This is a genomic window from Pauljensenia sp. C0254C2 (genome assembly GCF_056583835.1).
In genome coordinates this window covers 190,518-215,711 of record NZ_JBWPJO010000002.1, presented here as the reverse complement: position 1 = coordinate 215,711, position 25,194 = coordinate 190,518, and the positions used below count along the sequence as shown (strand labels likewise).

The 25,194-nt window shown below is 58.2% G+C and carries 23 protein-coding genes, 2 tRNA genes and 1 other RNA gene; 15 read left to right on the top strand and 11 right to left on the bottom strand.

Translation table 11 applies throughout. From position 1 onward, the window contains the following. The first annotated feature begins 8 nt into the window (after positions 1 to 8). From AC1DA5_RS02575 to AC1DA5_RS02520, 12 genes are all read left to right on the top strand, one after another. On the top strand, positions 9 to 431 hold the full coding sequence (locus tag AC1DA5_RS02575; protein WP_101486037.1) for a DUF1617 family protein: 423 nt from the start codon (positions 9 to 11) through the stop codon (positions 429 to 431). 26 nt (positions 432 to 457) lie between these two features. Then, positions 458 to 649: an acetyl-CoA carboxylase gene (locus AC1DA5_RS02570; protein WP_257876680.1), complete on the top strand. Its 192-nt coding sequence runs from the start codon at positions 458 to 460 to the stop codon at positions 647 to 649. Positions 650 to 729: 80 nt separating this feature from the next. Then, positions 730 to 1,185: a phage holin family protein gene (locus AC1DA5_RS02565; RefSeq protein ID WP_101486036.1), complete on the top strand. Its 456-nt coding sequence runs from the start codon at positions 730 to 732 to the stop codon at positions 1,183 to 1,185. Beyond that, entirely contained in the window at positions 1,185 to 2,000 is an 816-nt protein-coding gene (locus tag AC1DA5_RS02560) for an N-acetylmuramoyl-L-alanine amidase (RefSeq protein ID WP_072510112.1), read from the top strand. The genes AC1DA5_RS02565 and AC1DA5_RS02560 overlap by 1 nt, the downstream gene beginning before the upstream one ends. 532 nt (positions 2,001 to 2,532) lie before the next feature. Further along, positions 2,533 to 2,742, top strand: coding sequence for a hypothetical protein (locus AC1DA5_RS02555; RefSeq protein ID WP_048707921.1), 210 nt, complete (start codon positions 2,533 to 2,535; stop codon positions 2,740 to 2,742). Between the two features lie 46 nt (positions 2,743 to 2,788). Continuing rightward, on the top strand, positions 2,789 to 4,039 hold the full coding sequence (locus AC1DA5_RS02550) for a recombinase family protein (protein WP_284896136.1): 1,251 nt from the start codon (positions 2,789 to 2,791) through the stop codon (positions 4,037 to 4,039). After that, positions 4,036 to 5,613 carry a recombinase family protein gene (locus AC1DA5_RS02545; protein ID WP_101486043.1) on the top strand — a complete coding sequence of 526 codons (1,578 nt, stop codon included), beginning with the start codon at positions 4,036 to 4,038 and terminating at the stop codon, positions 5,611 to 5,613. The genes AC1DA5_RS02550 and AC1DA5_RS02545 overlap by 4 nt, the downstream gene beginning before the upstream one ends. A gap of 85 nt (positions 5,614 to 5,698) precedes the next feature. Then, complete coding sequence (locus tag AC1DA5_RS02540; protein WP_101486034.1) at positions 5,699 to 7,486, top strand: ABC transporter ATP-binding protein; 1,788 nt, start codon at positions 5,699 to 5,701, stop codon at positions 7,484 to 7,486. Next, positions 7,483 to 9,231: an ABC transporter ATP-binding protein gene (locus AC1DA5_RS02535; RefSeq protein ID WP_062613093.1), complete on the top strand. Its 1,749-nt coding sequence runs from the start codon at positions 7,483 to 7,485 to the stop codon at positions 9,229 to 9,231. The genes AC1DA5_RS02540 and AC1DA5_RS02535 overlap by 4 nt, the downstream gene beginning before the upstream one ends. Before the next feature lie 36 nt (positions 9,232 to 9,267). Then, positions 9,268 to 9,864, top strand: coding sequence for an MptD family putative ECF transporter S component (locus tag AC1DA5_RS02530; protein WP_072510107.1), 597 nt, complete (start codon positions 9,268 to 9,270; stop codon positions 9,862 to 9,864). Next, positions 9,857 to 10,543, top strand: a complete 687-nt coding sequence (locus tag AC1DA5_RS02525) for an energy-coupling factor transporter transmembrane component T family protein (RefSeq protein ID WP_035757771.1) — start codon at positions 9,857 to 9,859, stop codon at positions 10,541 to 10,543. Before AC1DA5_RS02530 ends, AC1DA5_RS02525 begins: the two co-directional genes overlap by 8 nt. After that, positions 10,540 to 11,931 (top strand): ABC transporter ATP-binding protein, encoded by a 1,392-nt coding sequence (locus AC1DA5_RS02520; protein ID WP_072510106.1) that lies wholly within the window; start codon positions 10,540 to 10,542, stop codon positions 11,929 to 11,931. The genes AC1DA5_RS02525 and AC1DA5_RS02520 overlap by 4 nt, the downstream gene beginning before the upstream one ends. Before the next feature lie 149 nt (positions 11,932 to 12,080). Here AC1DA5_RS02520 and AC1DA5_RS02515 read toward each other — a convergent pair. Next, positions 12,081 to 12,154: transfer RNA gene (locus AC1DA5_RS02515), tRNA-Gly, on the bottom strand. Positions 12,155 to 12,282: 128 nt separating this feature from the next. Between AC1DA5_RS02515 and AC1DA5_RS02510 the strand changes: the two genes are divergently transcribed. The 3 genes from AC1DA5_RS02510 (at position 12,283) to trxA (ending at position 14,132) form a co-directional block, all read left to right on the top strand. Further along, complete coding sequence (locus AC1DA5_RS02510; RefSeq protein WP_480289135.1) at positions 12,283 to 12,720, top strand: (deoxy)nucleoside triphosphate pyrophosphohydrolase; 438 nt, start codon at positions 12,283 to 12,285, stop codon at positions 12,718 to 12,720. A 114-nt stretch (positions 12,721 to 12,834) separates the two neighbouring features. Then, the gene (locus AC1DA5_RS02505) at positions 12,835 to 13,605 is read left to right on the top strand and encodes a TetR/AcrR family transcriptional regulator (protein WP_480289134.1); all 771 of its coding nucleotides are present in this window, start codon (positions 12,835 to 12,837) and stop codon (positions 13,603 to 13,605) included. Between the two features lie 161 nt (positions 13,606 to 13,766). Then, positions 13,767 to 14,132: a thioredoxin gene (gene trxA / locus AC1DA5_RS02500; protein WP_058237418.1), complete on the top strand. Its 366-nt coding sequence runs from the start codon at positions 13,767 to 13,769 to the stop codon at positions 14,130 to 14,132. A 92-nt stretch (positions 14,133 to 14,224) separates the two neighbouring features. On the opposite strand, the gene AC1DA5_RS02495 is transcribed toward trxA, so the two are convergent. The 10 genes from AC1DA5_RS02495 to betT form a co-directional block, all read right to left on the bottom strand. Further along, complete coding sequence (locus AC1DA5_RS02495; RefSeq protein WP_480289133.1) at positions 14,225 to 15,304, bottom strand: aspartate-semialdehyde dehydrogenase; 1,080 nt, start codon at positions 15,302 to 15,304, stop codon at positions 14,225 to 14,227. Beyond that, positions 15,301 to 16,617, bottom strand: coding sequence for an aspartate kinase (locus tag AC1DA5_RS02490; RefSeq protein WP_058237420.1), 1,317 nt, complete (start codon positions 16,615 to 16,617; stop codon positions 15,301 to 15,303). The genes AC1DA5_RS02495 and AC1DA5_RS02490 overlap by 4 nt, the downstream gene beginning before the upstream one ends. A gap of 101 nt (positions 16,618 to 16,718) precedes the next feature. Further along, entirely contained in the window at positions 16,719 to 17,315 is a 597-nt protein-coding gene (recR, locus tag AC1DA5_RS02485) for a recombination mediator RecR (protein ID WP_092648896.1), read from the bottom strand. A gap of 9 nt (positions 17,316 to 17,324) precedes the next feature. Further along, on the bottom strand, positions 17,325 to 20,312 hold the full coding sequence (locus AC1DA5_RS02480) for a DNA polymerase III subunit gamma and tau (protein ID WP_480289132.1): 2,988 nt from the start codon (positions 20,310 to 20,312) through the stop codon (positions 17,325 to 17,327). A gap of 68 nt (positions 20,313 to 20,380) precedes the next feature. Beyond that, positions 20,381 to 20,476: signal recognition particle sRNA small type (gene ffs / locus AC1DA5_RS02475), an RNA gene on the bottom strand. Positions 20,477 to 20,605: 129 nt separating this feature from the next. Continuing rightward, on the bottom strand, positions 20,606 to 21,166 hold the full coding sequence (locus AC1DA5_RS02470) for a TetR/AcrR family transcriptional regulator (protein WP_480289131.1): 561 nt from the start codon (positions 21,164 to 21,166) through the stop codon (positions 20,606 to 20,608). Positions 21,167 to 21,875: 709 nt separating this feature from the next. After that, a complete protein-coding gene (locus tag AC1DA5_RS02465) occupies positions 21,876 to 22,109 on the bottom strand; it encodes a hypothetical protein (RefSeq protein ID WP_070725231.1) in 234 nt (77 codons plus the stop codon). Positions 22,110 to 22,113: 4 nt separating this feature from the next. Further along, entirely contained in the window at positions 22,114 to 22,350 is a 237-nt protein-coding gene (locus AC1DA5_RS02460) for a hypothetical protein (protein ID WP_480289130.1), read from the bottom strand. Between the two features lie 110 nt (positions 22,351 to 22,460). Beyond that, positions 22,461 to 22,545 (bottom strand) — tRNA-Ser (locus tag AC1DA5_RS02455). Between the two features lie 186 nt (positions 22,546 to 22,731). Continuing rightward, positions 22,732 to 25,029, bottom strand: coding sequence for a choline BCCT transporter BetT (betT, locus tag AC1DA5_RS02450; protein ID WP_092649152.1), 2,298 nt, complete (start codon positions 25,027 to 25,029; stop codon positions 22,732 to 22,734). Between the last annotated feature and the right edge of the window lie 165 nt (positions 25,030 to 25,194).

Here is a 25,194-nt window from a genome sequence, read left to right as displayed (position 1 = left end):
AAACCCTGATGAAGATCATGCTCGCCAACCACCATTTGCAACCCATCGCCGACCTACTCGAGAACATGCCGCTCAAAGCCGCTCAATCCAGGGCGCGCTCCAAACTCCTCACGCTAGTGAAGGAAGCGATTGCACGGTTCGGGGAAGACGAATACGACCTCGTCACCCACTATGCAACACTCGACGATCATGGTCGCCCAGTGTTCGCAGATGACGGCACCTTCATGCTCGCCGACCCCGACAAAGCCAGTGAATTCCTCGATGCCCGTCAGAATCTGCTGGCATCTGTTGCGGAAGTGTCGGGGCCCACCTACGACGGCCACGACAAGGACGTGAAAGCACTTCTTGACGGCTATGAGGGTGAACTGTCTGGCGTGGCGGCGGAAGCCTACGACGTCCTCTACGACGCCATCACCAAGGGTGGCCAATGAAGGACAAGGAAGAAAAGGACACAGAAATGACCGACGTTTCAGATGATGAGTCAACGTCTAGCGAAGAAGTACAGCTACCCATCGTCCCAGTTGAGTCCGATGCCACGCCCGCACCACCAGCAGAGGCCATCGAAGCCCAAGAACTCCCAGCGCCCAAGGTGGCGTCCTTCGACTTGAGCCTGCCAATTCTCGAGGTCCTCACTGACCCGACCATGTAACACGCTGCGCTACACCAATTTTTGATGCCTTCACCCCAGATGGGTGTGGGCAATTTTTATGCCCACAGAAAGGAATACCCATGTCCCTACACGCCATCTGGCACGCCATTCAAGCCGGCATCGCTGGTATTGGTGCGTGGCTCGCCGCTTATCTTGGAGGGCTCGACGGCCTCGTCTATGCGCTGATTGTTTTCACTATCGCCGACTACATCACCGGGGTGCTGGCCGCCATCAACGAACGCCGCCTCAGCTCATCCGTCGGTTTTAGGGGTATCAGCCGCAAAATCCTCATCTTCACCCTCGTCGGCCTCGCCCATTTGATCGACGTCCATATTCTCGGAGCACCCGGCGTGCTGCGAGCGGCGGTCATCTTCTTCTACCTATCCAACGAAGGCATCTCCCTCGTGGAGAACGCCACCCGCCTCGGCCTACCCGTCCCATCCCAAATGCGTGGGGCGCTCGATGCGATCGCCAACCGCGCCGAAACAAGACCCTCACTGACCGAACCACCAACCACTGAAAAGGAGATTCACTGATGAAGAATTGGAACACGCTTGAGGCTGACATCGACCTCATCATGAACACACACTACACGCCCGGCAGGAATGGTAGGCGGATCGATAAGGTCATCATTCACCACAACGCCGGAAACCTCACCATTAGGGGCTGCTACGACGTGTGGCAAACGCGTCCAGCTTCCGCCCACTACCAAGTCCAAACCGACGGACGCATCGGCCAGTTGGTGTGGGATCGCGATACCGCCTGGCATGCAGGCAACTTTGCCGCCAACACCACCAGTATCGGCATCGAGCATGCGGATGTGTCCTCGAACCCGTGGGCTGTGTCGGAGGCGTGCCTCGATAACGGAGCACACCTCGTGGCGGCCGTTTGCAAGTTCTACGGTCTTGGCCGCCCGGCTTGGGGCAAGAACGTCTTCGGGCACAAGGACTTTTCTGCGACTGCTTGTCCGGCTTCTCTTGCTGGTTCTCAGCATGCTGCCTACATGTCCCGCGCACAGTCTTGGTATGACCAGATGAGCGGTAGTGCACCAGCACCCGCTCCTGCAGCGCCGAATATCGACGCTCTCGCTGATGCAGTGATTCGCGGCGATTACGGGAACGGTGAGGAGCGTAAGCGTTGCCTCGGAGCCAACTATGCGGCTGTCCAGCAGCGCGTGAACGAGAAGCTCTCTGGCAACGCACCTGCCGCGAAGCCAGCAGGGCCGAACATTGATGCTCTTGCCGATGCCGTTATTCGCGGCGAGTACGGCAACGGTGAGGAACGTAAGCGCCGACTCGGAAATCTCTACAGCGCCGTACAAGCTCGCGTGAATGCCAAGCTCGGCTACTAAACATCCGCGCCACGTCGGAGCGACTGAGCCCCGTCACCACTGTGACTTCCCAATCCTCGGGGAGCCGGTGGTGGCGGGGCTTTTCGTCGTTTCATGGACGGATTTAACAATCGGGGGTTTGTCGGCAGTGGGGTGAAGGGAGTGACCCCACTGTGAATGATCTTGATGAACAACGTATCCGCAACCTGCGCACGGCGGGCTGGGGGTATAAAGCGATTGCCGAGTTTTGCGCCCTAACTCGTGACCAGGTCCGCTCGTACTGCACAACCCGAAACCTTGACGCCGCTCCGGTGATGGCCTGGCAGGTATGCCACTGGTGTGCCAGCCCTATACAGGGAGCAGCTCGGGCTCGGTTTTGCTCGCCCGCCTGCAGGCATAAAGCGTGGCGGCATCGACAGAAAACCGAGCCTGCGCGCGAGCAGACCTGTACGCACTGCGGACGCCGCTTCGCGATCGTGGACAAACCAGGTCAAAAGTTTTGCTGTCACGCCTGCTATGTGCGTGCTCGCTTTGGCACCAGGGGCGGACGACCATGAACGCTCTCACGGCTCGGGTTGATCAGATGACACAGCCTGACGTGTTCGCCCGAGAACTCGCCTTCATCACGGACTCTCACACGTTGAGCGTGCTGGCGGGGCGGGGCGTGCTCACACCCGCAGAGTATCAGCGTGCTCACCGGTTGTTATGGAAGGCGTGGACGCCGATCTATCAACCACAGATTGTGGGCGAAACGACTGGATAAACACTTGGTTTAGAGCGTGTATAGACCTAACGCGAAAGGAGAAAACGTGGCACACATCAGTGTGGTGACACCAGTTCGGTCGCCTGCCCCGAAACTGGTCAACGTGGCGGCATACGCGAGGGTCTCAACCAACGGCACAGAGCAGTTAGCATCCCTATCGGCGCAGGTTTCGTATTACTCGCGCCTGATCCAATCCACACCCGGATGGGCCTACGTCGGCGTGTTCACCGACGAGGGTATCACCGGCACGTCAACAAAATCCCGACAAGGCCTGGCCGATCTGATGGACGCAGCCAGGAGTGGGGGTGTCGATATTGTGTTGTGTAAATCAATCTCACGCCTAGCCCGCAACACAATCGACCTGCTCGCTACGGTCCGTGAGCTGAAAGACCTTGGCGTGGCCGTACGGTTCGAACGCGAACGCATCGACACCCTTAGCGCTGACGGGGAACTGCTGTTAACCTTGCTGGCCTCATTCGCCCAAGAAGAATCACGCTCGCTATCCCAGAACGTGAAATGGGCGATCCGGAACCGATACAAGAGCGGGGGCACAAACTCCTTCGTTGTCTATGGATACAAATGGGCAGACGGCCAGTTCACCATCATCGAAGAGGAAGCCAAGATCGTGCGCTTACTGTTTGCGAATTTCTTGGACGGGATTAGCCCGGAGAAAACCGCGACGATGCTCAATGCTGAAGGTAAACGCTCTCGGGGAGGGGGACGGTTCTACGGGTCAGTGTTTCGTCGCATGCTCGAAAATGAGCGCTACAAGGGCTGCCAAATGCTACAGAAAATGTACCGCCCCACAATCCAAGCACCCACACGCTCCCTCAACGACGGGGAGCTGCCGCGATACTGGGTCGACAATGCACTACCAGCCATCATTGACGAAACAACCTTTGACGCCGTTCAGAAAGAAATCGCGCACAGGCGTGAGGTGGGCCCGGCTGCCACCCCGTCAAAAAACACGGGCGTATTCACCGGGCGGATCTGCTGCGGCGCGTGCGGGAAGAACTATCAACGCAAAACCCGCACCTACAAGTCTGGAACCTCATACAAGTTCTGGCGCTGCTGGAGTGCCTGCACCGGAAACGGAAACCCCTGTAGGGGGCACAACCTGCGCGAAACGCTCCTCGAACACGCCTGCGCAGACATGCTCGGCACCCAGGGTTTCGACCCTGTCCAGGTTGGCGAGCAGGTCGTGATGATCGAGGCCTTCGAGCATCAGCTCACCTTCCACCTCGCAGATGGAACCATGATGCCGGTGGGCTTAACCAGTGAGGGGTGGTTGGCATGAGTCGCACGGTCACAGCGATACCCGCAACAAAGAAACTTGGGAATGTCACAACCCCGTCCGGGGTACCAGCGCGCAGACGGGTGGCGGCGTATGCTCGCGTTTCTACTGAGATGGAAGAACAAACCTCCTCGTATGAGGCTCAGATCGACTACTACACCACCTACATTCGCTCACGTAGTGATTGGCGGTTCGCGGGCATGTACTCCGATGAGGGCATCTCTGGCACCTCTATGAAACGTCGCGAAGGTTTCCAAACCATGATCAATGACGCCCTGGCAGGCAAAATCGACCTGATCCTCACCAAGAGTGTGTCCCGGTTCGCACGCAACACCGTCGACTCGCTCACTACCGTGCGCAAGCTCAAGGATGCAGGCGTCGAGGTCTATTTTGAGAAGGAAAATATTTACACCTTCGACGCCAAAGGCGAACTACTCATCACGATCATGTCGAGCTTGGCGCAAGAAGAATCACGTTCCATCTCTGAGAACGTCACCTGGGGACACAGGAAGCGTTTTCAAGATGGGAAGATTATGGTTCCCTATGCATCACTACTCGGATATAAGAAAGGAGCGGACGGCAGTCTCGTCATCGACGAGACGCAGGCTCCGACCGTGCGGTTGATCTACCAGCTTTTCCTTGACGGGATGGCGATCAGTGAGATTAAAACCGAGCTCGCTGCTCGCAAGATTCTCACCCCGCGCGGGAAAGAAGTGTGGTCAACCTCGACAGTGCGCTCCATCCTGTCCAATGAAAAATATAAAGGCGACGCCCTGCTGCAAAAGACGTTCACCACCGATTTCCTTACTAAAAAGATGAAGGTCAACGAGGGCGAAGTACCCCAATACTACGTAACAGGCAATCACGAGCCGATTATTGCTCCACGCATCTGGGATCAGGTGCAATACGAGCTCGCCACCAGGCATGGCAACATATCCTCAGCGAAGGTCGGCTTGTTCTCCACCAGGCTCAAGTGTGCGCAGTGTGGGTCGTGGTATGGGCGTAAGACGTGGGCGTCGAACACGAAATATAAGTACACAGTCTGGCAATGCAACCATAAATACGCAGGCGACAAGCCCTGCAGCAGCGCGACTGTGAAGGACGAAGATATCAAGAACGCTTTCGTCCAAGCGCTCAATCAACTGATCGCCCGCCAGCCACGGCAAAGCCAGCTACTGCAAATCTTTGACTCCATGTTTGATACGAGCCGTTTGGAAGAACAAGCCGCCGCCTGCCAAACAAAAATCGTGGAACTCACTGAGCAGATCGAAGCACTGATAGCGAAAAACCAGCAACGCGCGCTCGACCAAGACGCCTACCAAAACAAGTACACAGAGCTCGATACTGCCTGCCGTAAGACACTCGCATGCAAAGCGAGCCTAGAGGCAGATATTGCAGCGAACACTGCCAAGCATGCCGCCGTCACCACAGCCCTAGGCGATCTGGCGGGCGAACCTGTGAACGATTTTCGCCCCGCGCAGTGGAGCGCACTGATCGACCACGCCATCGTAGACGAGGACGGGATCCGGTTCGTGTTCCGCACCGGTGAACAGGTGAGGATTGCCCTGAAAGGGTGATGCTCATATCAGTTGACGTGCACGGTTAGGTACACCTCCCAGAAATAAAGTAAGGTTACCCTTATCTAATAAGGATGGTGTTTGCGTGAACGATAGTGTAATGGATCAGGTTGTTGAAGGCGAGTATGAGTCGGCGAAGGAAAAATCTGTCGCTGGCCAGAACGCGATCCGTCAGCTATCGCAGCCGGTGAAAGGCAAACTGTTTATCGCGCAGGTTTTAGCTTTTCTCTCTGGTGTGTTGGCTATCGCACCCTATGTGGCTTTGGTGGAGCTGGGAGCTGCGCTGATGCAAGACCGGGTGGACCCGGCGCGGGTGAACTGGATCGTGATGCTCCTCGTCAGCGCATACATGGCCCGGTTGACCTTATATTTTGTTGCATTGGGCGTGACGCATTTTATTGACCTGTCGTTGCGTAATCAAATGCGCCGCCAGATTGCCGCCCGCATGTCGACTGCTCCGCTGTCGTGGTTTACCCGCGAGGGTGAGGGGAAGATCCGCAAGACCATTCAGGATGATACGGCCACGGTGCACACAGTGATCGCGCACGGGCCGATTGAGAAACTGAACGCGATCGTATCCCCGCTCGCCTTGTTAGCCTATGCGTTCGTGGTGGATTGGCGGCTCGCTCTGCTGTCGATCGCGACGATTCCGATCTATGTGGGCATGTATGGCATGTCGATGCGTGGGATGAATGAGAAGACCGCACAAATGGATACCAAGCTCGCTCAGGTTTCGGCAACGATGGCCGAGTTCGTTGCCGGTATCTCAGTGGTGAAAGCGTTCGGCAAGGTCGGCCAAGCACATAAAGCCTATTTAGATGCAGCTAACGAGTTTTCTAAGTTCTACCGGGCATGGTGCATGCCGCTGGTGTCGATGTCGGTCGCCTCATTTTCGTGGGTGTCGATCCCGGTGTTGTTGATCGTGAACCTTGGCGGTGGCGCGTTGATGATGAACGCCGGTTGGGTGAGCATCTACGAGGTGATAACGACCACGTTGATCGCCTTGGTGTTGCCGGGAGCGTTGATGGCAGTCGCAACCATCGCCTGGTCGTACCAGCTCGCAGGGTCTGCGGCAGTACGGCTGGTGAACGTCATGGAGCTACCGGCATTGCCTCAGCCAGATATGCCGCAGACGCCAAAGGGTCATGATATCGAGATTCGGGGTGTGTCGTATGCCTATGACGAGACCCAAGCGTTAGACGAAGTGAGCCTGAGCATTCCGGCAGGCACGGTGACCGCGCTGGTTGGGCCTTCGGGCGCGGGAAAGTCGACGTTGGCGAGTTTGATTGCCCGCTTCGATGATCCAGATGCTGGCACGATCACTATTGGCGGGGTTGATCTAAAGAGCATTTCCCAGGATGTGTTGTATTCGACGGTCGCATTTGTCCTGCAAGATGCACAGCTTATTCGCGACACCATTCGAAACAACATCGCTCTTGGCGCGCCAGACGCAACCTTGGATCAGGTGCGGCAGGCGGCGCGGGCGGCGCAGATCGATGAGTTCATCATGAGCCTGCCAGATGGTTACGACACTGTGTTGGGTGAGGATACCCACGTTTCGGGCGGGCAGGCAGCCCGTATCGCGATCGCCCGGGCGCTCATGGTTGATGCCCCAGTGTTGGTGTTGGACGAGGCGACGGCGATGGCGGACCCGGAATCGGAATCGAAAATCCAACAAGCTCTCTCGACTCTTGCCAAAGGCAGAACCGTGATTGTGATCGCCCACCGACTGGCCTCGATCAGAGGGGCAGACCAAATCGTCGTCATGGAACGCGGGCGCATTGCTGTGGTCGGTAAACACGACGAGCTGTTGGGTAATGCGCACTATCAGGCACTTCTTGCCCAAGGTGCATGCGAGGAGATGACACGATGAATCAACTATTGCTGCCACGCTTTAAGCGTTTGATGGAACCCGCCTCGTGGCGAGACCTCTCGGTCGGTCAAGCGTGGGGTGCGGTCTCAGGACTGTGTCACGGCTTTGCCCTGCTGACTTTGCTTCCCGCAGCAAGTGCCCTAGCGACCGGAATGCCGGTGTGGGGGCTGTCGTTTTGGGGCTGGCTCATCGCCTTGGCGGTAATCGCGATGCTGGGCGTGGGCACGGAGTTTTATGGCATGCGCACCGGCTATATCGGCGCGCTCGGGTTCATTCACGACGTACACCAAGCGGTCGGCAACAAGGTAGCCCGCCTACCGTTGGGAGTGTTTGATTCGGGTAGTTCTGGACGGCTGTCGCGCATGGTCACCCAGGAAATGATGAACTTGGGCGAGTCGGCGGCACATTTCATTTTCTCCCTCGTCCAAAAACTCTCAGCCGTGCTGGTGATCACTGTGGGCACGTGGTTCTGGGATTGGCGACTGGGACTGACCTTGACGATCGCCTTCCCGATCATGCTCGCCTTCCTTCATATCTCCCGTGTGCTTCTCGATAAGGGCAAACAGGTTTCCGAACCAGCAGAATCGGAGCTGGCGGCTCGCATGGTCGAATTCTCCACCTGCCAAGGCGCGCTGCGCTCCTGCCATGTCGCCGACGACTACCCGGCCCTTGATCGGGCATTCAAACAGGCTGACCGCAAAAGCCGCAAAGCATTGTGGATCGAAACATTAGCGAACCTGATAAACGGAATGTTCGTCCAAGCCCTTGTCGTGGTAATGATTTGGCTGACCGCCCAACTCGCCCTCGGCGGGCAGATGAATGCGTTGAACGCTGTGGTCACCATCGGCATGTGCCTGCGGTTCACCACCATGCTCCAAGACATCGGTGGCTGCATGACCGGGCTGGAAGAACGCCGCCAGCAAATGAATCACGTCGACAAGATCATGGACGCTCCCGAACTGTCCGAACCCGATGTCTCCACACCGGTGAGCGCTCCTGGTGATGTTCGTTTCGAGGACGTCGCCTTCGGCTACGATCCGGACACCCCGGTTCTCCGTGATATTTCCTTCCATGTCCCGCAAGGCGGCATGTGTGCCCTGGTTGGCCCTTCCGGCTGCGGAAAAACCACAATCGCGAGGTTGGTTGCACGTTTCTGGGATGTGCAGTCCGGCAGCGTATACGTTGGCGGGGTTGATGTGCGCGAGCAGACCACCGAAGATTTGATGCGCCAGGTGTCTCTCGTTTTCCAAGACGTCTATTTATTCAATGACACGCTCGAAGCCAACATTCGCCTTGGCAACCCAGAAGCTACCGATGAAGAAATCAGGTGGGCCGCTGACCTGTCGGGCGTGACCGAAATCGTCAACCGGCTCCCAGACGGCTGGAATTCATTGGCGGGTGCTGGCGGGCGCGCACTGTCAGGTGGGGAACGCCAACGCGTCTCTATCGCCCGCGCCTTGGTGAAGAAGGCCCCGATCGCGCTGTTCGATGAGGCCACCAGCGCGTTGGATGCGGAAAATGAAGCCAACATTGTTGCGGCGATGAACGAGCTACGCAAGCACTCCACACTGATCGTGATCGCCCACAAACTTGAAACCATTCGCCAAGCTGACCAAATCATTGTGCTCTCCCACGGTGGGCGTATCGCCCAGCGCGGGTGCCACGACGAGCTGGTCAACCAGCCAGGTCAATACCGCGATTTCTGGCAAGAGCGCATCAACGCCGCCGGATGGCAACTCGTCTAAAACACAGCACTGTTCACAATCATGAAAGGAATAACTATGTCCACACCCACGTCCTCGCGCCTAAACACGCGCGACTTCATCAATATCGGCGTCTTCACCGCTTTGATGTTTGTCATCGTGTTTGCATTCGGAATGCTCGGGTTCATTCCGGCTGCCATGTATGCCGGTTTCCTGCTTTCTATCCTCGTTAACGGCATCGTCTTTGCGCTGTTTACTGCCCGCACTCCGAAGATGGGGGCATTGACAATCATGCTGATCCTCATCGAAGTCCTCTTCTTCGTAACGGGTCACTGGGTGGGAGGAATTGCGATCGCCGCTGTGTTCGGCCTGCTCGCTGACTTGGTGATCACCAAGGGGCCGAAGAGCGTGAAAGTTCGTGTCCCGCTGGCATATGCACTGTTTATCCTGCCGATCTATGTTTCCCCGTGGATTCCGCTATTTATGAACCAAGACGCATATATGTCGCAGATCGCCGAACAAATGGGTGCCGAGTATGCCGCGAAGATGGCGCAGGTTGTCACGATTCCGATTCTGTTGGGCTTCTTCGTCGTGATGCTCATCGTTGGCTGGCTTGCTGGTCTGTTGGGAACCCGGGTGGCGCGCAAACACTTTGAACGGGCCGGTCTTGTCTAAACTTCCCGACCCGCGCACGATTATCGTAGCGCTCGTCATCGTCTCCACCACGATCTACAGTGCCTACTCGCCGTGGTTCGTGTGTGCTCTGGGCGGATTCGCCGCCGTGATGCTGGCGAGCGCTACGATCAACCCCAACACGCTCGTGCGCCCGAGCTGGGTTGCCGTCTACCTGGCCACGTTTGCGGCTCTCGGCACACTCGTCTTCGTGATACCACTGGTGTGGAAGTCAACGGCCAGCGCGTTCCTCGTGCTGTTTTTGCAGTGGATGTGGCGATTCAGTGTCAGCGCAGGAATGGGAGCCTACGCGATCGGTGTGATCCGACCTGCCACCTTGCAAAAAGCACTCGCCAGCTCACGAATCCCGACCTGTTTCACGATCCCGATCTCAGTCGCGTTACGTGTGCTGCCCGTGATCGGCCACGAGGTTAAAGCGATCTCAGATGCCATGAAACTACGCGGCATGTCCGCGCTTTCCCTGCGTGCGGCGCAATACTTCACAATCCCGCTGCTATCGACCGTGGTACGCAGCGGAGACGAACTGGCATCTGCTGCCCTTGTACGCGGACTGGGCGGAACCGCAAAGCCCACCTCAGTCACGGTCGTGAAATTCCGTGTGATCGACGCGGTCATTCTGCTCATCGTTATCAGCTTCGCGATATGGAGAATCGTCCTATGACAATAGCCCAAGCAACTGGGGTCACCTTCACCTATCGAGGAGCAGACCACCCCTCAATCAATGGCGCCAACCTCACTATTTCGCAGGGAACTGTCACCTTGCTGTGTGGCGCGTCAGGGTCAGGAAAAACCACCGCACTACGGCTATTTAACGGGCTCATCCCGCACTTCCACGACGGCGACCTTACCGGAAGCGTCACAGTCGACGACATTGACGTGGCACGAGTAGATCTATCAGAGCTTGCCCACCACTGTTCGACAGTGTTTCAAAACCCGCGCACCCAGTTCTACACCACCCACGTGCGCCAAGAACTCGCCTTCGGCCCAGAAAATCTCGGCCGCGACCCGCAGGAGATCTGTGCCCGCATTGACGAGGTTGCAGCCGAGTTAGGTATCGCCGACCTGTTGGAATCCCGCGTCACACAACTGTCGGGTGGGCAGATGCAACGCGTGGCCTGCGCCGTCACCATGTGCAACAACACGTCGATGATCGTCTTTGACGAGCCAACCGCGAACTTGTCCGCTGACGTTATCGACCAACTCGCCACACTCATCGCCAGGCTCAAAGCTGATGGACACACCATCATCATTGCTGAACACCGGCTAAGTTTCCTTTCCGGGATCGCTGACCGTGTCTACTGCTTCGATAAAGGTAACATCGCCCTCACCGCAACCGGCGAAGAGTTCTACGCTACCTCGGATGAGGAGCGCAAACAGCTTGGGCTGCGATCCCTAGTGACTGTGCCTATGCCACAACTTCCGCAACCGGCAGGAGATGGGCTTGAGATTGACAACCTCACCTTCGCCTACCGCCACGGAAACACGGTTCTCAACATCGGCCATCTGCTCTTTCCGGCAGGGAAAATCACAGCGCTCCTCGGCCCGTGCGGGTCAGGCAAATCAACACTGGCACGCATCATCTGCGGACTCGAAAAAGCCAAAGGTGCATCCATCACACTCAATAGGCAAAAATTCACCAACCGGGACGCATACCTTGTCATGCAAGACCCCACCCGGCAGCTATTCTCAGACACCGCTATTGACGAAGTCACGCTCGGGATAACGAGAGCCGAAAAACAACACATCGACGCCCAGGCGATCCTTAAAGAACTCGACCTCACCGACCATGAGGCTGATCATCCCCAAGCACTCTCTGGTGGGCAACGTCAACGTCTGGTTATTGCTACAGCGCTTGCCGCGAACAAGAAGGTCTACATCTTCGACGAGCCGACATCAGGTGTTGGCTACAAGCACCTTGTCGCGATTTCCCGAGTAATGCGTAAACTCGCTGACACTGGTGCCGTCGTCATCGTCATCACCCACGATGCTGAACTCGTTACCGAGGTCGCCGACCACGCTATCCACCTCGACCAAATCAACGCCTGCTAACGCAAACGCTCGCTCGGTCGAAAGAGAGGAAAGCATTTCCGCAGGTCAGGGCAAACGCGCTATACACTCGCTAACGCAAGCGATTTTCTTGACCCCCTTGGGGCGTACTCGCTAACGCAAAAGGGTACTTATCATTTTCGACGTCATAGTGGAGCGGGCGACGGGAATCGAACCCGCCTTTACAGCTTGGGAAGCTGTCGTTCTACCGATGAACTACGCCCGCAATGGCGTCACTTTCTTCTCAAAGACGCTTCACGATGATAACTGTTTCCGAGCGCTAACACCAATTCAGAACACAAAGTGGACACCCACGCAAATCGCGCCACACGCATTACGCCTACCATAGAGGCCGTGACCATCACGCAGCATCAACCGGTACGCCCCGTCGTGGGCGCAGCAATCGTCGACAGTCTTGACCGGCCCCACCAGCTCCTGGCAGCGGCACGCTCCTATCCACCCGAGTTGGCCGGCCGGTTCGAACTTCCCGGCGGAAAAGTGGAGCCAGGTGAGAACGCGATGGACGCCCTCGTCCGTGAGGTGCGTGAAGAACTAGGGACGACTATTGAACTGGGCGCCCAGGTCGCAGGACCGCTCGACGGATGGTGGCCGATCCTTGGGACACGCACAATGGCCGTGTGGCTGGCGCAGGTCTCGCCGGGTTCCAAGGCGCCGCGAGCTGGATCCTCCCATCAGCGTATTCAATGGGTTCCGCTCGAGGAAGCGCTGAGGTTGAACTGGCTGGATCCTGATTTTCCAATCGTGCAGGCGATCGTTGACCAGTGCACATGAACCAACACGGGTGAATCCGCGCTCTCATTTTCCGCTGGCACCGCGCTATTCGTGCACCCAGCAGATTTCAACATAATTTGACGACACACAGTACGCTTCTGTCAGAATACGATTATGCCGAAGATTATTGGATCGACTCTTGCGGCTCATCGCGAGCTGACTCGCAGCCGACTTTTTACTGCACTGTCAGAACTGCTGTCCGAAGAACCGTTCGATGCCATCACCATGTCACAGATTGCCGAACGTGCCGAAGTGGGTCGAACTGCCGTGTATAACCACTTCAGCGACAAGGAAGCGCTGCTGCTGGCATTCATGGAGGATACCACCGCCAAGTTCGCTAACCTCCTCAGGGACAAGCTGGCCGGAATTGACGATCCGATCGAACAACTCACCGTATATCTGCGCTCCTATCTCGATCTCAAAGATCAGTTTCATCTCGCATCGAGCATCACGCTGAGCAAGCAGGTATCGTCACAGCACACTGCCCGCCTCCATGACCACGCCGGAATCGTTGAGCATATCCTGTTCCACATCCTGGAAGCAGCAATGACACAGGGGCGCATTCCACAGCAGAACTTGTTGACGCTGGTTGCGCTGATTCACTCATGTCTGGCCGGCGTGCGAGTACCGACACATTCGTCTGCAGACTCACCGGCAGATGCGCCTGACAACGCGCGCGCAGGAAGCGACGAGGATGCCGCGAGCCTCACCGATGCCCGAGAAGCCACAATCGGCACCGTCGTGGCGTTTATTCTCAAAGCGGTCGGTGTAGCTGGCGACGAAGTTTCCCTGCCTCCAGCTGAGCAGCTTGAACGAGCACACTCGCAAACCTCCGGCAGCACCGATTCTCTCGCGATACTGCGCTGCCCTGTTGCGCACGGCTGATACTCACAATACGGCCACTCAGCACGAGTTTCCTGACTCACAGTGAGGCGAGGATCTTCACAGCCTGATTGCTCCAGTCATGGAATAATCGTGCATACAGCACAGTTGAGATAGGTGAAAGGCTGCGGACCGACCGTAGACCACTCATGATGGGAGGCCCTATGAGCACTGTTGAACTGACCAAAGAGACATTCGAGCAGACAATCAAGGACAATGACATTGTCCTGGTCGACTTCTGGGCAACGTGGTGCGGACCGTGCCAGCAGTTCGGCCCTGTTTTCGAAGAAGCGTCGAACAAGCACGAGGACATCGTCTTCGGCAAGATCGACACCGATCAGCAGCAGGAACTGGCCACCGCCATGCAGATCAGCTCAATCCCCACGGTGATGGGTTTCCGCGATGGTATTGCCGTTTTCCGCCAATCCGGCGCTCTGCCGGCAGTCGCGCTGGAGGATCTGATCACTCAGATTCAGAACCTCGACATGGATGATGTGCGCGCCAAGATCGCAGAGCAGAAGAACCAGTAGGCTTTTCGCACTCACGCGTGAACGCAGTCGCCCTCGTCAGTAAGTAATTGACGAGGGCGACGCTGTTTGTCTGGGGCGCAGGTGGATGGAAGCTAGCCGGCGAGCAGCTCCTGAGCGACCAGTTCGGCCAGCTGCACCGAGTTCAATGCTGCGCCTTTACGCAGGTTGTCACCGGCCACTACCAGCACAAGCCCCTTACCGTCATCAACGGCCTGATCCTCGCGGATCCTGCCGACCAGCACGTCATCAATGCCGGCGCATTCGAGCGGTGTGGGCACATCCACCAGGCGCACTCCGGGAGCCTCGGCCAACAGTTCGCGCGCACGGTCAGGAGTGATCGCGCGGTCGAATTCGGCGTGGATCGTCAGAGTGTGGCCAGTGAACACGGGCACGCGCACACACGTTCCCGACACCTTCAGATCCGGGACGTGCAGGATGCGGCGCGACTCATTGCGCAGCTTCTGCTCCTCATCGGTTTCGTCTGACCCGTCATCGACGAGCGCCCCCGCGAAGGGCACCACGTCAAAGGCGATCGGTGCGACATATGTGGACGGTTCCGGCAAGGTGACGGCCTGGCCGTCCAGTGTCAGTTTGCTCAGATCCTGGTGCGCACCGGCACGAATACCTTCTTCCAGTTCACGCACGCCTTTCAGCCCGGATCCGGAGACAGCCTGATAGCTGGAGACGAAGAGGCGGCGCAGGACACCCTCGTCGTGCAGGACTTTCAGTACCGGCATCGCGGCCATCGTGGTGCAGTTCGGGTTCGCAATGATGCCTTTGGGACGCTGCGCGATATCCTCGCCGTTAACTTCGGACACGACCAGCGGCACGTTCGGATCTTTGCGCCAGCCGGAGGAGTTGTCCACCACGACTGCGCCTTTTTCAACGAAACGTGGGGCGTAGATGCGTGAGGCGGTGGCTCCGGCGGAGAAGATTGCGATGTCGATACCGGACAGGTCAGCGGTTGCCACGTCTTCGACGACGATGTCCTGGTCACGCCAGGTCAGTGTCTTGCCTGCTGAACGTGCGGTGGCAAAAAAACGCAGGCTGGTCAACGGGAAGTCGCGCTCATCGAGCAGGGTGCGCATGACGGAGCCGACCTGGCCGGTGGCTCCTACGACGGCGACGCTCAAGTCGCGCTGGGTGTGACTACGGGTTTCAGGCGTGGTCATCGTCCTGTTCCTCCATATACGACGGCTTCAGATTCGGTGGAATCCAGACCGAAAGCGGTGTGCACTGCCTGCACGGCGCGGTCAAGGTCTTCCAGCTTGGTCACCACAGAGATGCGGATCTCTGAGGTGGAAATAAGATCAATGTTGATGCCGGCCTGGGACAGTGCGCCGAACAGTTTGGCCGATACGCCGGGGTTGGTTCGCATGCCAGCTCCAACCAGGGACAGTTTGCCGATATCGGGGTTGTACTTGAGTTCCTTGAAGCCCAGTTCTTCGCGCGCAGCTTCCAGCGCCTGCATGACGTGGTCGGCGTCCTCGGCGGGCAGTGTGAAGGAGATGTTGGCGCGATTTTCCAAGGTGACGGGAATGTTCTGCACGATCATGTCAATGTTCGCACCTTGCTGCGCCACCAGCTCAAACAGGCGTGCGGCCATGCCGGGTGAATTCGCAATGCCGACCACGGTGATCTTGTCCTGTGACCGGTCGTGAGCAATGCCGGAGATAATCGGCTCTTCCATTGGGTCCTCCTGGTTGGCAGCTAACGCAGCTTGAGGGACGAGGCCGGCCAGTGCAGGGTTTGCGGGTCTGTCGGAAATCCATGTCCCATTCTTGTCGGAAAAAGATGAGCGCACGTGCAGCGGAACGTGGTATCGACGAGCGAATTCCACTGCCCGAAGGTGCAGAATCTTTGCTCCATGTGCGGCAAGTTCGAGTGTTTCTTCCTGGCTGATGGTGCGCACGCGCCGCGCGGTCGGCACAATGCGCGGGTCAGCAGTGAACAGCCCGTCAACGTCGGTGTAGATTTCGCACACGTCGGCGTGCAAAGCGGCAGCCAGGGCGACCGCTGTCGTATCGGAGCCGCCGCGACCCAGCGTCGTTGTTTCGTCATCTTCTGATATTCCCTGGAATCCTGCGACGATGGCGACCTGACCGTCACGGATGGAGCGCGCTACGCGTTCGGGCACCATGCCGACGATTTGTGCTTTACCGAAGTGAGTGTCGGTACGGATGCCGGCTTGTGCACCGGTGTAGGCCTGTGCAGGCACGCCGCATTCATTGACCGCCATTGCCAGCAGTGACATGGAGATTCTTTCCCCGGCTGTCAGCAGGATGTCGAGTTCGCGGTCAGGTGGTGCGCTGGTGATCTGGGCGGCTGTGTCCAGCAGATCATCTGTTGTGTCACCCATCGCTGAGACCACCACGACGACCTGGTGTCCTGCATTTCGAGTGTCCACGACACGCTGGGCGACCCTCTTCATCGCGTCTACATCCGCGACAGATGAGCCACCGTATTTCTGAACAATCAGTGCCACTTTGTCTCGTTTCCTTGTGATCAACCTGGGATGGGTTTCCCCTTCATCCTATGAGTCTGCGACTCGTGACGGAAAGGTGCCCGCTATGCGGTCGCGTGGAGTTATTCGGCGCGACGGCGGCCTTCGAGCGCGCGCCCCAACGTCACGGGATCGGCGTATTCCAGGTCGCCACCCATTGGCAGTCCCATAGCCAGGCGCGAGGTCATCACGCCGATTGTAGACAGGGTGCGCGAGAGGTAGGAGGCGGTTGCTTCGCCTTCAATGGTGGGGTTCGTGGCCACGATAACTTCCTGAACCGTGCCGTCCTGAAGGCGCGTGAGCAGTTGACGCACACGCAGTTGATCAGGCCCCACGCCATGAATCGGGTCGATCGCTCCGCCCAGGACGTGATAGCGACCTTTGAACACCCTCGCATTCTCAATGGCACGAATATCTTTGGGCTCTTCGACAACGCAGATCACTGATCCGTCGCGCGCGGGGTTACGGCAGATGGTGCACTGGTCGGCTTCGGTGAGATCACCGCAGATTTCGCAGTGGTGTACTTTTTCGCGCACGGCCTGGATGGCGTCCACCAGGTGCGTCACGTCATCGGGTTCAGCGTCGAGCAGATACAGGGCCATGCGTTGAGCTGACTTGGGTCCGACACCGGGCAGCATTCCCAATTCATCGATCAGGGTCTGTAAGGCGCCTTCAAACACGAGTCACACTCATCTTTCTTCGCTCTGGTCTTTTTCTTCGATCACTGTACCGCCGAGTATCTCCAGTATGGCCGGCAACCCGACGCTGGTCGACATCTCCAGATCCACGTCATCCATGCTGGCCGAGTCATCCTCATTGGGCGGCACGATAACTGGGTCAGGTTCACCACCAGGTGCGTCGTGGCCGTATGGGGCAGCGAAATGCTCCTGCTGGCGATGCGGCCGTGTACCGCGCACCTCTGCCTCGTGGGCGTGAGTATCGCCTGTGCCCTGCTCCCCTGTTTCGTCAGCTCGTTCCTGCTGCACTTCACGGATCGCTTCGGCGCGCATCTCCTCCACGCTGCCTGGTGAAGGGGCGTCCTCACCCTGCGGTTCAGGTGGTGTGGATGAGTGAGCTGTCGACGGGGCGGTCGGTTCTGTGTCACCACTGTCTCGCACATCCTCAACAGCGTGTGCCACTCCTTGAGGACGACTGCCGATCTTCTGCTCCACTAATTGTGCGGCGTGCTCGGCGTTCTGCTCGTCATGGTCGCGGTCGCGCAAGGGTTCGGCGCGACCGGAAGTCGCTCCGTCTCCCTCGCCCTCGTCGTTTTCGTCGTCCTCGTCATCAAAGATCGGGCCATGTGCGGCTCGAGGCGGCTGTTCTGTGCCATTCTCGCGCTCAAATGGACGATACTGGCGTGCTGCCGGATGAGCGTCACGCTCTGACTGGTGATCACGCGCTACCGGGTCAGAGTGGACGGGCTCGGAGGAAGACGCCGATGCGGCCGGTTCAGATGCCTCGGCACGTCCGCCACCGGGTATGGCTACCGGCCCCCAGCCGTCATCATCGTCATCGTCGTTAACTGTCGGAGTCGAGGGTGAGGGCGGCGCTGAAGGCTGATCAATTTGTGGGCGTGACGGCGCCTGCGCTGCCTGTTCGTCGTGCGTTGCCTGTTCAGAGCGCATCGACTGTTGGCCGGGCATCGCACCGTGCTGCTGAGTGGACAAGGGCGGCTCGTGACCTGCAGTGCGCTGGGGCGTGCCCTCGTTACTGGGCCCGTGTGCCTGATGATCAGTGCGTTGCGATTGCTGTGGAACCGATGCAGGCGTAGTCAGCGACGCGCCGCCTACTGACTGCGCGATCTGAGCCCTGACCTGCACGTCTGCACCGCACACGTCGTGGACTGCGCGAGCGACGTCCTGAGCTCGGGAACCCGAGTCGAATGCCTTTACCAATCCTGGAGTGGTGAAGCTGAGGATCACGGTAGATTCGTCCACGCCTCCCAGCTGGGCGTGAGAGTCCACGAGCGACCATGTGGCTCGGCTGAGCGAAGCGATACGATCGACAATTTCCTGCCAGCGCATGCGAATCGAATCTGCAACCGCGCCGCTTCGATGAGATTGTTCGGACGCAGCGTGCTGTTCAGGCGCAGGGTGGTGGCCGGGGCGGTCAGGTTCAGGACGCCTCTGCTCAGCCTGACACTGCTCAGTCGGGCGCTGTTCAGCCTGGCGCTGGCCATGTTGGCTGTGTTCTGGCCGACCACGCTCGGCTCCCGGTGCCACGTCAGATGCCCGCGTTGCGTGTGCCGGCCTGTCCTGCGTGCCGGCTTGGGGCCTAGGTGCCCCCTGCGTCTCCCCGGTTTGCTGGGAATGCTGAGATTGTTGCTCGCGACGACGACGCAGATCCGCTTTCGCCTGAGCCGCGCCATAAGTTCCGCCGCGCTCGTGGTCATACTGACCATCGCCAGCACCACTCGCACGACCAGACCCGCTGCCACTTCCGGCACTGCCATGTCCAGCATCACCGCCTGGCGACTGGTAATTCGGTGCACCTCCGCCGACTGTTCCTACTGTTCCGGGGAAGCCCTCCTGGTCCTGCGGCGCTGCCACCTCTGTGCGGGATGCAGGTGAAGTCTGTGACGGCACCAGGATTCGGCCCAACAACAACTCCAGCTGTATACGCGGAGATGTCGCGCCCACCATCGAACGCAAGGCCATATCAGTCAGATCGGCTGCGCGCGACAGGTGGTACGGCCCCCAATTTCGGGCCTGCACCTGCATGCGTTCAAACTGGTCACTGGGCGTTCCCGCCAGGACATCGACTGCCGCATCTCCCGACACGGCGATAATCAGGAGGTCACGCAAACGCTGCAGGAGGTCCTCAACGAACCGACGAGGATCATGGCCCGACTCCACCATGTGCTCCACAACTCGGAAAGCGGCAGCACCATCACCGCCCGCGAGCGCATCAACCGTCTGATCAAGCAGAGCAGTGTCGGTGTACCCCAGCAACGCAACAGCAAGGTCATAGCTCAGCGCCCCCTCCACTGCGCCAGCCATCAGTTGATCGAGGACCGACAACGTGTCGCGCACAGACCCTCCACCCGACCGCATCACGAGGGGAAGCACGCCCGCGTCTGGATGAATCCCTTCTTCCTCACACAGATGCTCCAGATACGGTTGCATCACGTCCGGCGGCACCAGTCGGAACGGGTAGTGATGAGTACGCGAACGAATCGTCCCGATCACTTTTTCGGGCTCAGTCGTGGCGAACACAAACTTCACATGCTCAGGGGGTTCTTCAACCAGCTTCAGCATCGCGTTCGAGCCCTCTTTGGTGACCATGTGGGCTTCGTCGATAATGAACACCTTGTAGCGGTCGCGCACGGGCGCAAAGGTGGCGCGCTCACGCAGATCCCTGGCATCGTCAACGCCGCGGTGTGAGGCTGCGTCAATTTCCACAACGTCGAGGGAACCGGGCCCGCCAGTTGCCAGTTCGCGGCATGATTCACACTGTCCGCATGGGGTGTCGGTCGGCCCCTCCGCGCAGTTCAGACAGCGTGCCAGGATACGTGCCGACGTGGTCTTTCCACATCCGCGTGGACCTGAGAACAAGTAGGCATGTGTCACTCGGTCGGCACGAAGAGCTGCACGTAACGGCTGCGTCACGTGATCCTGGCCGATCATCTCATCAAACGTATCGGGCCGATAGCGGCGGTACAGAGCTGTGGTCACACTCGAACCTTAAAGGTATCCATAGGCATTTGGCGACACCAACCGTCCTGAACAGCAACGACGATGATAATAAAGATCCTCCGCGCACCCGGCAGAGCGCCCTTATCCTTGCTGCCTTCCAGCCCTGGGGAGGTTCGGACGGTACCGTCACGCGGAGGACCGCCATCTAGTCTACACAATTCCAGTCCGCTCAGCGCGCCGCGTCACCCTCGTCAATTACTTCGACCAATGAGGCCATGAGTTGCCAGCTGATAATTCAGGAATCGTTTCCTCATACCCTTTCTCACTGGCATTCACGAGGCGGTCACGTGCTGGATAAAATCGCGCATCGTTTCAGCAATATCCAGAGAGGGGTCATTGAGCCACAGCAGCTGCAAACCTTCGACTAACGCCCTAATTTCATGCGCCAACTGCTCAACATCAACGTCGTTTGACAGCCTGCCAACACGCTGTTCCCGAAGCAGTTCGATGCACAATGATTCTTGAAAGTCCTCCTCGCGCTGGCGGACGAAGTCATGGGCGGGATGCTCCGCGTCGATCGCCTCCAGCGTCAAAGTTGTGTCCAACCTGATAATGGCCGGCATGGTCATATTGTGTGCCAAGACTTCAGGTAGAGCAGCCAAGAGCCCCCGCTGTTCAATCAATTCAGATCGCCAGTCTCTCTCACTTTCTTCTCGCTGCTCCAGCACAGCTTGAAGCAAATCGTCTTTTGAGCCGAAATACCTCAAGAGCGTCGTATGCGAGATGCCTATTTCATCGGCAAGTTGACGCATCGAGAGGTGACGAAATCCGTTTTCACCGATGGCCTTAACAGCAGCAGCAATAATCCTTGTTCGTCGACGCTGACTGTTCATATAAGGGAGATAGCGGCCATTTTTGGTGTCTAAACTATTGACTTTTCGTTGGTATACTGCCGAAAATCGTGTTTCTAATGATTGTGAACCTTATGGTGAGGTAAAGCTGAGCAAATCCCACATATCGCGGTTTTGTATGCTAAACGTCTTTCTTGGTCTGCTTCCTGCATGGCACGACCTGCATCAACAAGAAAATACCCAACGTGTGGCGAACCTGGGCTCACATGTAACGGGACTCGGGGCGGCAAAACCCGATGACGGAACGTCAAGTGCGGCTCCAGCACTTTACGGCTCCGCGAACACGCCGGCGAGCTGACAACATTCCAACGCTTCCTAACACGGGTCAAAGACCAACGCCCCCAAAGGGACTGTGACGCCACCACAACAGGACGCACCCTACGCCGCCACAGCGCATGGTGCTGGAATATCCCAATCCCCCCGCCACCTTGCACAGGCCAGGTCCATGATCAGATCTTCATTGACGGGACCTACCTCGCCTACGGCTGATGCGTCCTCATAGCCTGAGCAAGCACAGGACCAGTAGTGGCCTGGCAATGGTGCCACACGGAAAACAGCACAGCCTACGGAAAACTCCTGTCCACCATCCCAGCCCCGCGGGTCATCACAATTGACGGCAACGGCGGTACACTCAAAGCCATCGCACATCACTGTCCAAGAATTGGGGTTCAGCACACACATTCAGGTTTGGTTATCCGAATCGTTTTTGTGCGCCTTGTCGGGTGATGCCGAGCGCGGCTCCGATGATGGTCCACGAGTCGCCTGCCTGGCGTGCGTCGTCGACGGCTTGGCGTAGGCGCCTTTCGGCTTCTTCTACTTGCTTGTTGGCTGCGACTATTTTCCTGAAGTTTTGTGCGTCTCGCGCGTGGTGTGTGGTGACGTCGAGTTCGTCAAGCCCGGTGTCGGTGTCGGTTGCGTATGTCATGTTTTTACCTCAAAAAGTCGTAGAACTTTGCTCTGAGTCTGTCAGCGTGAATGATTCGGTCGGGCGTTGGGGCTGGGACTGCGACGAGTTCGAGCAGTGTGCCGTCGGCGGCGGGCCCGATCAGGAGCATGCGGTCTTGTCCGTGGTATTCGTATTCGATTATCCGTATGGCGTTTTCCCACGCGTGTGTAATGTCAGCATGTGTGATGCCGTGCTTGTGGGCGCTGGGAAGAACTTTCACACTGTCAACTGTAAGTTGACGGCATGGGGGTGTCAACCCTTGCTGGCTTGGTGCGCTGGCGTGGGGAAAACGAAAAACCCCGCCGTTCCAACGAAACAGCGGGGCGTTTGCGGAGGATGGGGGATTCGAACCCCCGAGGGCTTGCACCCAACACGCTTTCCAAGCGTGCGCCATAGGCCACTAGGCGAATCCTCCAAGGCGCTGCACCGATTTGACGATACGCCAATCAATACGTGCAACAACATAGGAGCATATCTGATTGACCGCCCTTTCGGCCACCTCGCAGCGTTCACATCAGGGTGTAATCGCTCACGCAGCGCCAGCCAGGTGCAGCGTGGTCGCCCTCGTCAATGCAATCAATCAACGAGGGCGACCCATGTGCTACTCGTCGTACACGCCCAGGTAGTCTAGCCACCCTTCGTAATGATCCAGAACGTCGTGCGCGATCTGGTCAGAGGACCACCCCACAATGTCGTACCCCTGACCACCGCCCGAGGGACGCACTTCCAGGCGCACCGTCACGTCATTCGCCTCAGCAACCATCGCGGTGCCCACAGACGGAACGGGAGACTCGACCACTCGCACGGTGTAGCGGAACGGATGCTCGGTCAGCAGGCCCGCGATGCTCGGTTCAGCTCCGTCAGCAGAAGTACTCCCGGCCGTTCGAGGCTTCGCATCATCAAACATTTCATTGATCTGCTCGTGCAGCTCAGTGGTGGAATCGGTCTGCGGTTGCTCGCCCGTATCAGTGGTCTGAGCACCTGAATCCCACTCCTGCGCGCCCGATGCCCTGGCCTCCGATTCGCCGCCAACTGTCAGCGTGACGCGGCCCAGGAAGTTACGCTCGTCATCCGGATCCTGTGCTTCGGGACCCTCAACAACCACCCATGCGGGCAGATCTTCCTTGTGGAGTTCATCGGCCACAGCCTGCAATGCGGGAACCACTCGCCTGTCAAGGACACGCTGAGCGCGCACAGGGGTGACAACGTCGAATGTCTTGCTCAGACGGTCACGCCAGGAGCGGCGAGCCATCGTTCCGGCTCCTGATGCGAGCACGCGGTTTTGGACGATGCGGCGACGACGCTGAGCCATCGACGCCTCTTGCGACAGCGAGCGCCACAAGCCGATCATCACCAGCACAAGGACGAAGGAGAATGGCAGCGCCATAACGATCGTGGCTTGCTGCAGGATCGTCAACCCACCGGCAACCAGCATCGCAATGGTCAGCACACCGGTCAGCGTCGCCCAGAAGATACGCAGCCACGGCACAGCGTCCTGGCGAGCGTTCGTGATGCGGCTGGACAGGTTTGACATGACGAGGGAGCCTGAGTCCGCGCTGGTGACATAGAACAGGATTCCGACGAACAGTGCGACGGCGACAACCACTGTTGAGCCAGGTACTCGTTGCAGCAGGGCGTAGAACCCCTGTTCCGGAGCGTTCACAGTGATTTCTGCGAATTCCCTGTCACCGTTCATCACGAGTTCCAGTGCAGCGTTACCGAAAATTGACACCCACATGATGACGTAGTTCAGGGGCAGGATCAGTGAGCCCATGACGAACTCACGGATGGTGCGGCCGCGTGAAATACGTGCCAGGAACATTCCGACGAATGCGGCCCAGGTGATCCACCACGCCCAGAAGAACAAGGTCCAGCTATTGAGCCACGTGTTGATCACATCTGCCGTTGCCGGGTTCACACGCAGGTCAGCGTAGGTTTCCAATGTGAGGGCGGGGAACATGCGCACCAGGTCGCCCACGGAACGAACCAGCGAGTCCAGCAGGTACGCGGTGTTTTGGGTGACCAGAACCCACACGGCCAGACCGATTGCCAACAGTACGTTCACGTTGGACAGAACGCGCACGCCGCGATCGACGCCGGAAACAGCGGAAACTGTCGCCATGATGACACTCAGTGCGATCAATCCGATCTGAGTGGAGGTTGTCTGCGGCAGTCCGAACAGTATCGTCAGACCGACATTCAGCTGAATGATGCCCACGCCCAGGGATGCGGCGATACCGAAGACACCGCCCACAACGACTGCGCCGTCAATGATGTTGCCCAGCGGGCCGTCCACATGTTTGCCGAAAAGAGGCCGCAAGGCTGACCGCACCGCGAGGTGGTGCTGGTGACGGTAGGCGAAGTATCCCAGAGCAATTCCGACCAGCGCGTACATGCCCCACCCTGTGATGCCGTAGTGGAAGAGCGTGTAGACCACGCCGGCGCGGGCAGCTTCCACTGTCTGAGCTTCACCGGTGGGAGGCGCCATGTACTGCGCGATCGGCTCTGCGACAGCAAAGAACATGATGTCGGTACCGATACCTGCGGCAAACAGCATGGCTGCCCATGAGAAAGTCGAGAAGTCAGGTGTCGCGTTATCTGGCCCCAGCCTCACGTTGCCGAACTTGCTCAAAGCGAGCACAACGACGAACACCAGGATGAAGGTTGCGAGAAAAATATAGAAAGATCCGAACCAGTGACTGATCCAATCCACCGCCACGGTAAACCCTGCCTCCACGCTTTGCGGTGATGCGATCGCGATGATGGCAATGACCGCAACGATCAGAGCTGATCCGATGAATACCGGGTAGTTGACTGGTGGTGATTGGGGTGTGGGTCGAGTGGCGATCTCCCCTTCGCGAGGCCGTCCGTCCGGTGAGGATTCTGCCTGCTCATCCATATCGTGACTTGCGCTGTTTGTGTTGATGTGCGCGCTCACACATCGTCCTTTCGCTCGTGTGCGCGACAGCTGGGAGCCGCACACTGCTCTATCACCATAAGGCGTTGATGGTGACAACTGCATATCAACCTTATCGACGAGGGTTCTCATGGCGCCTTCGTCGTG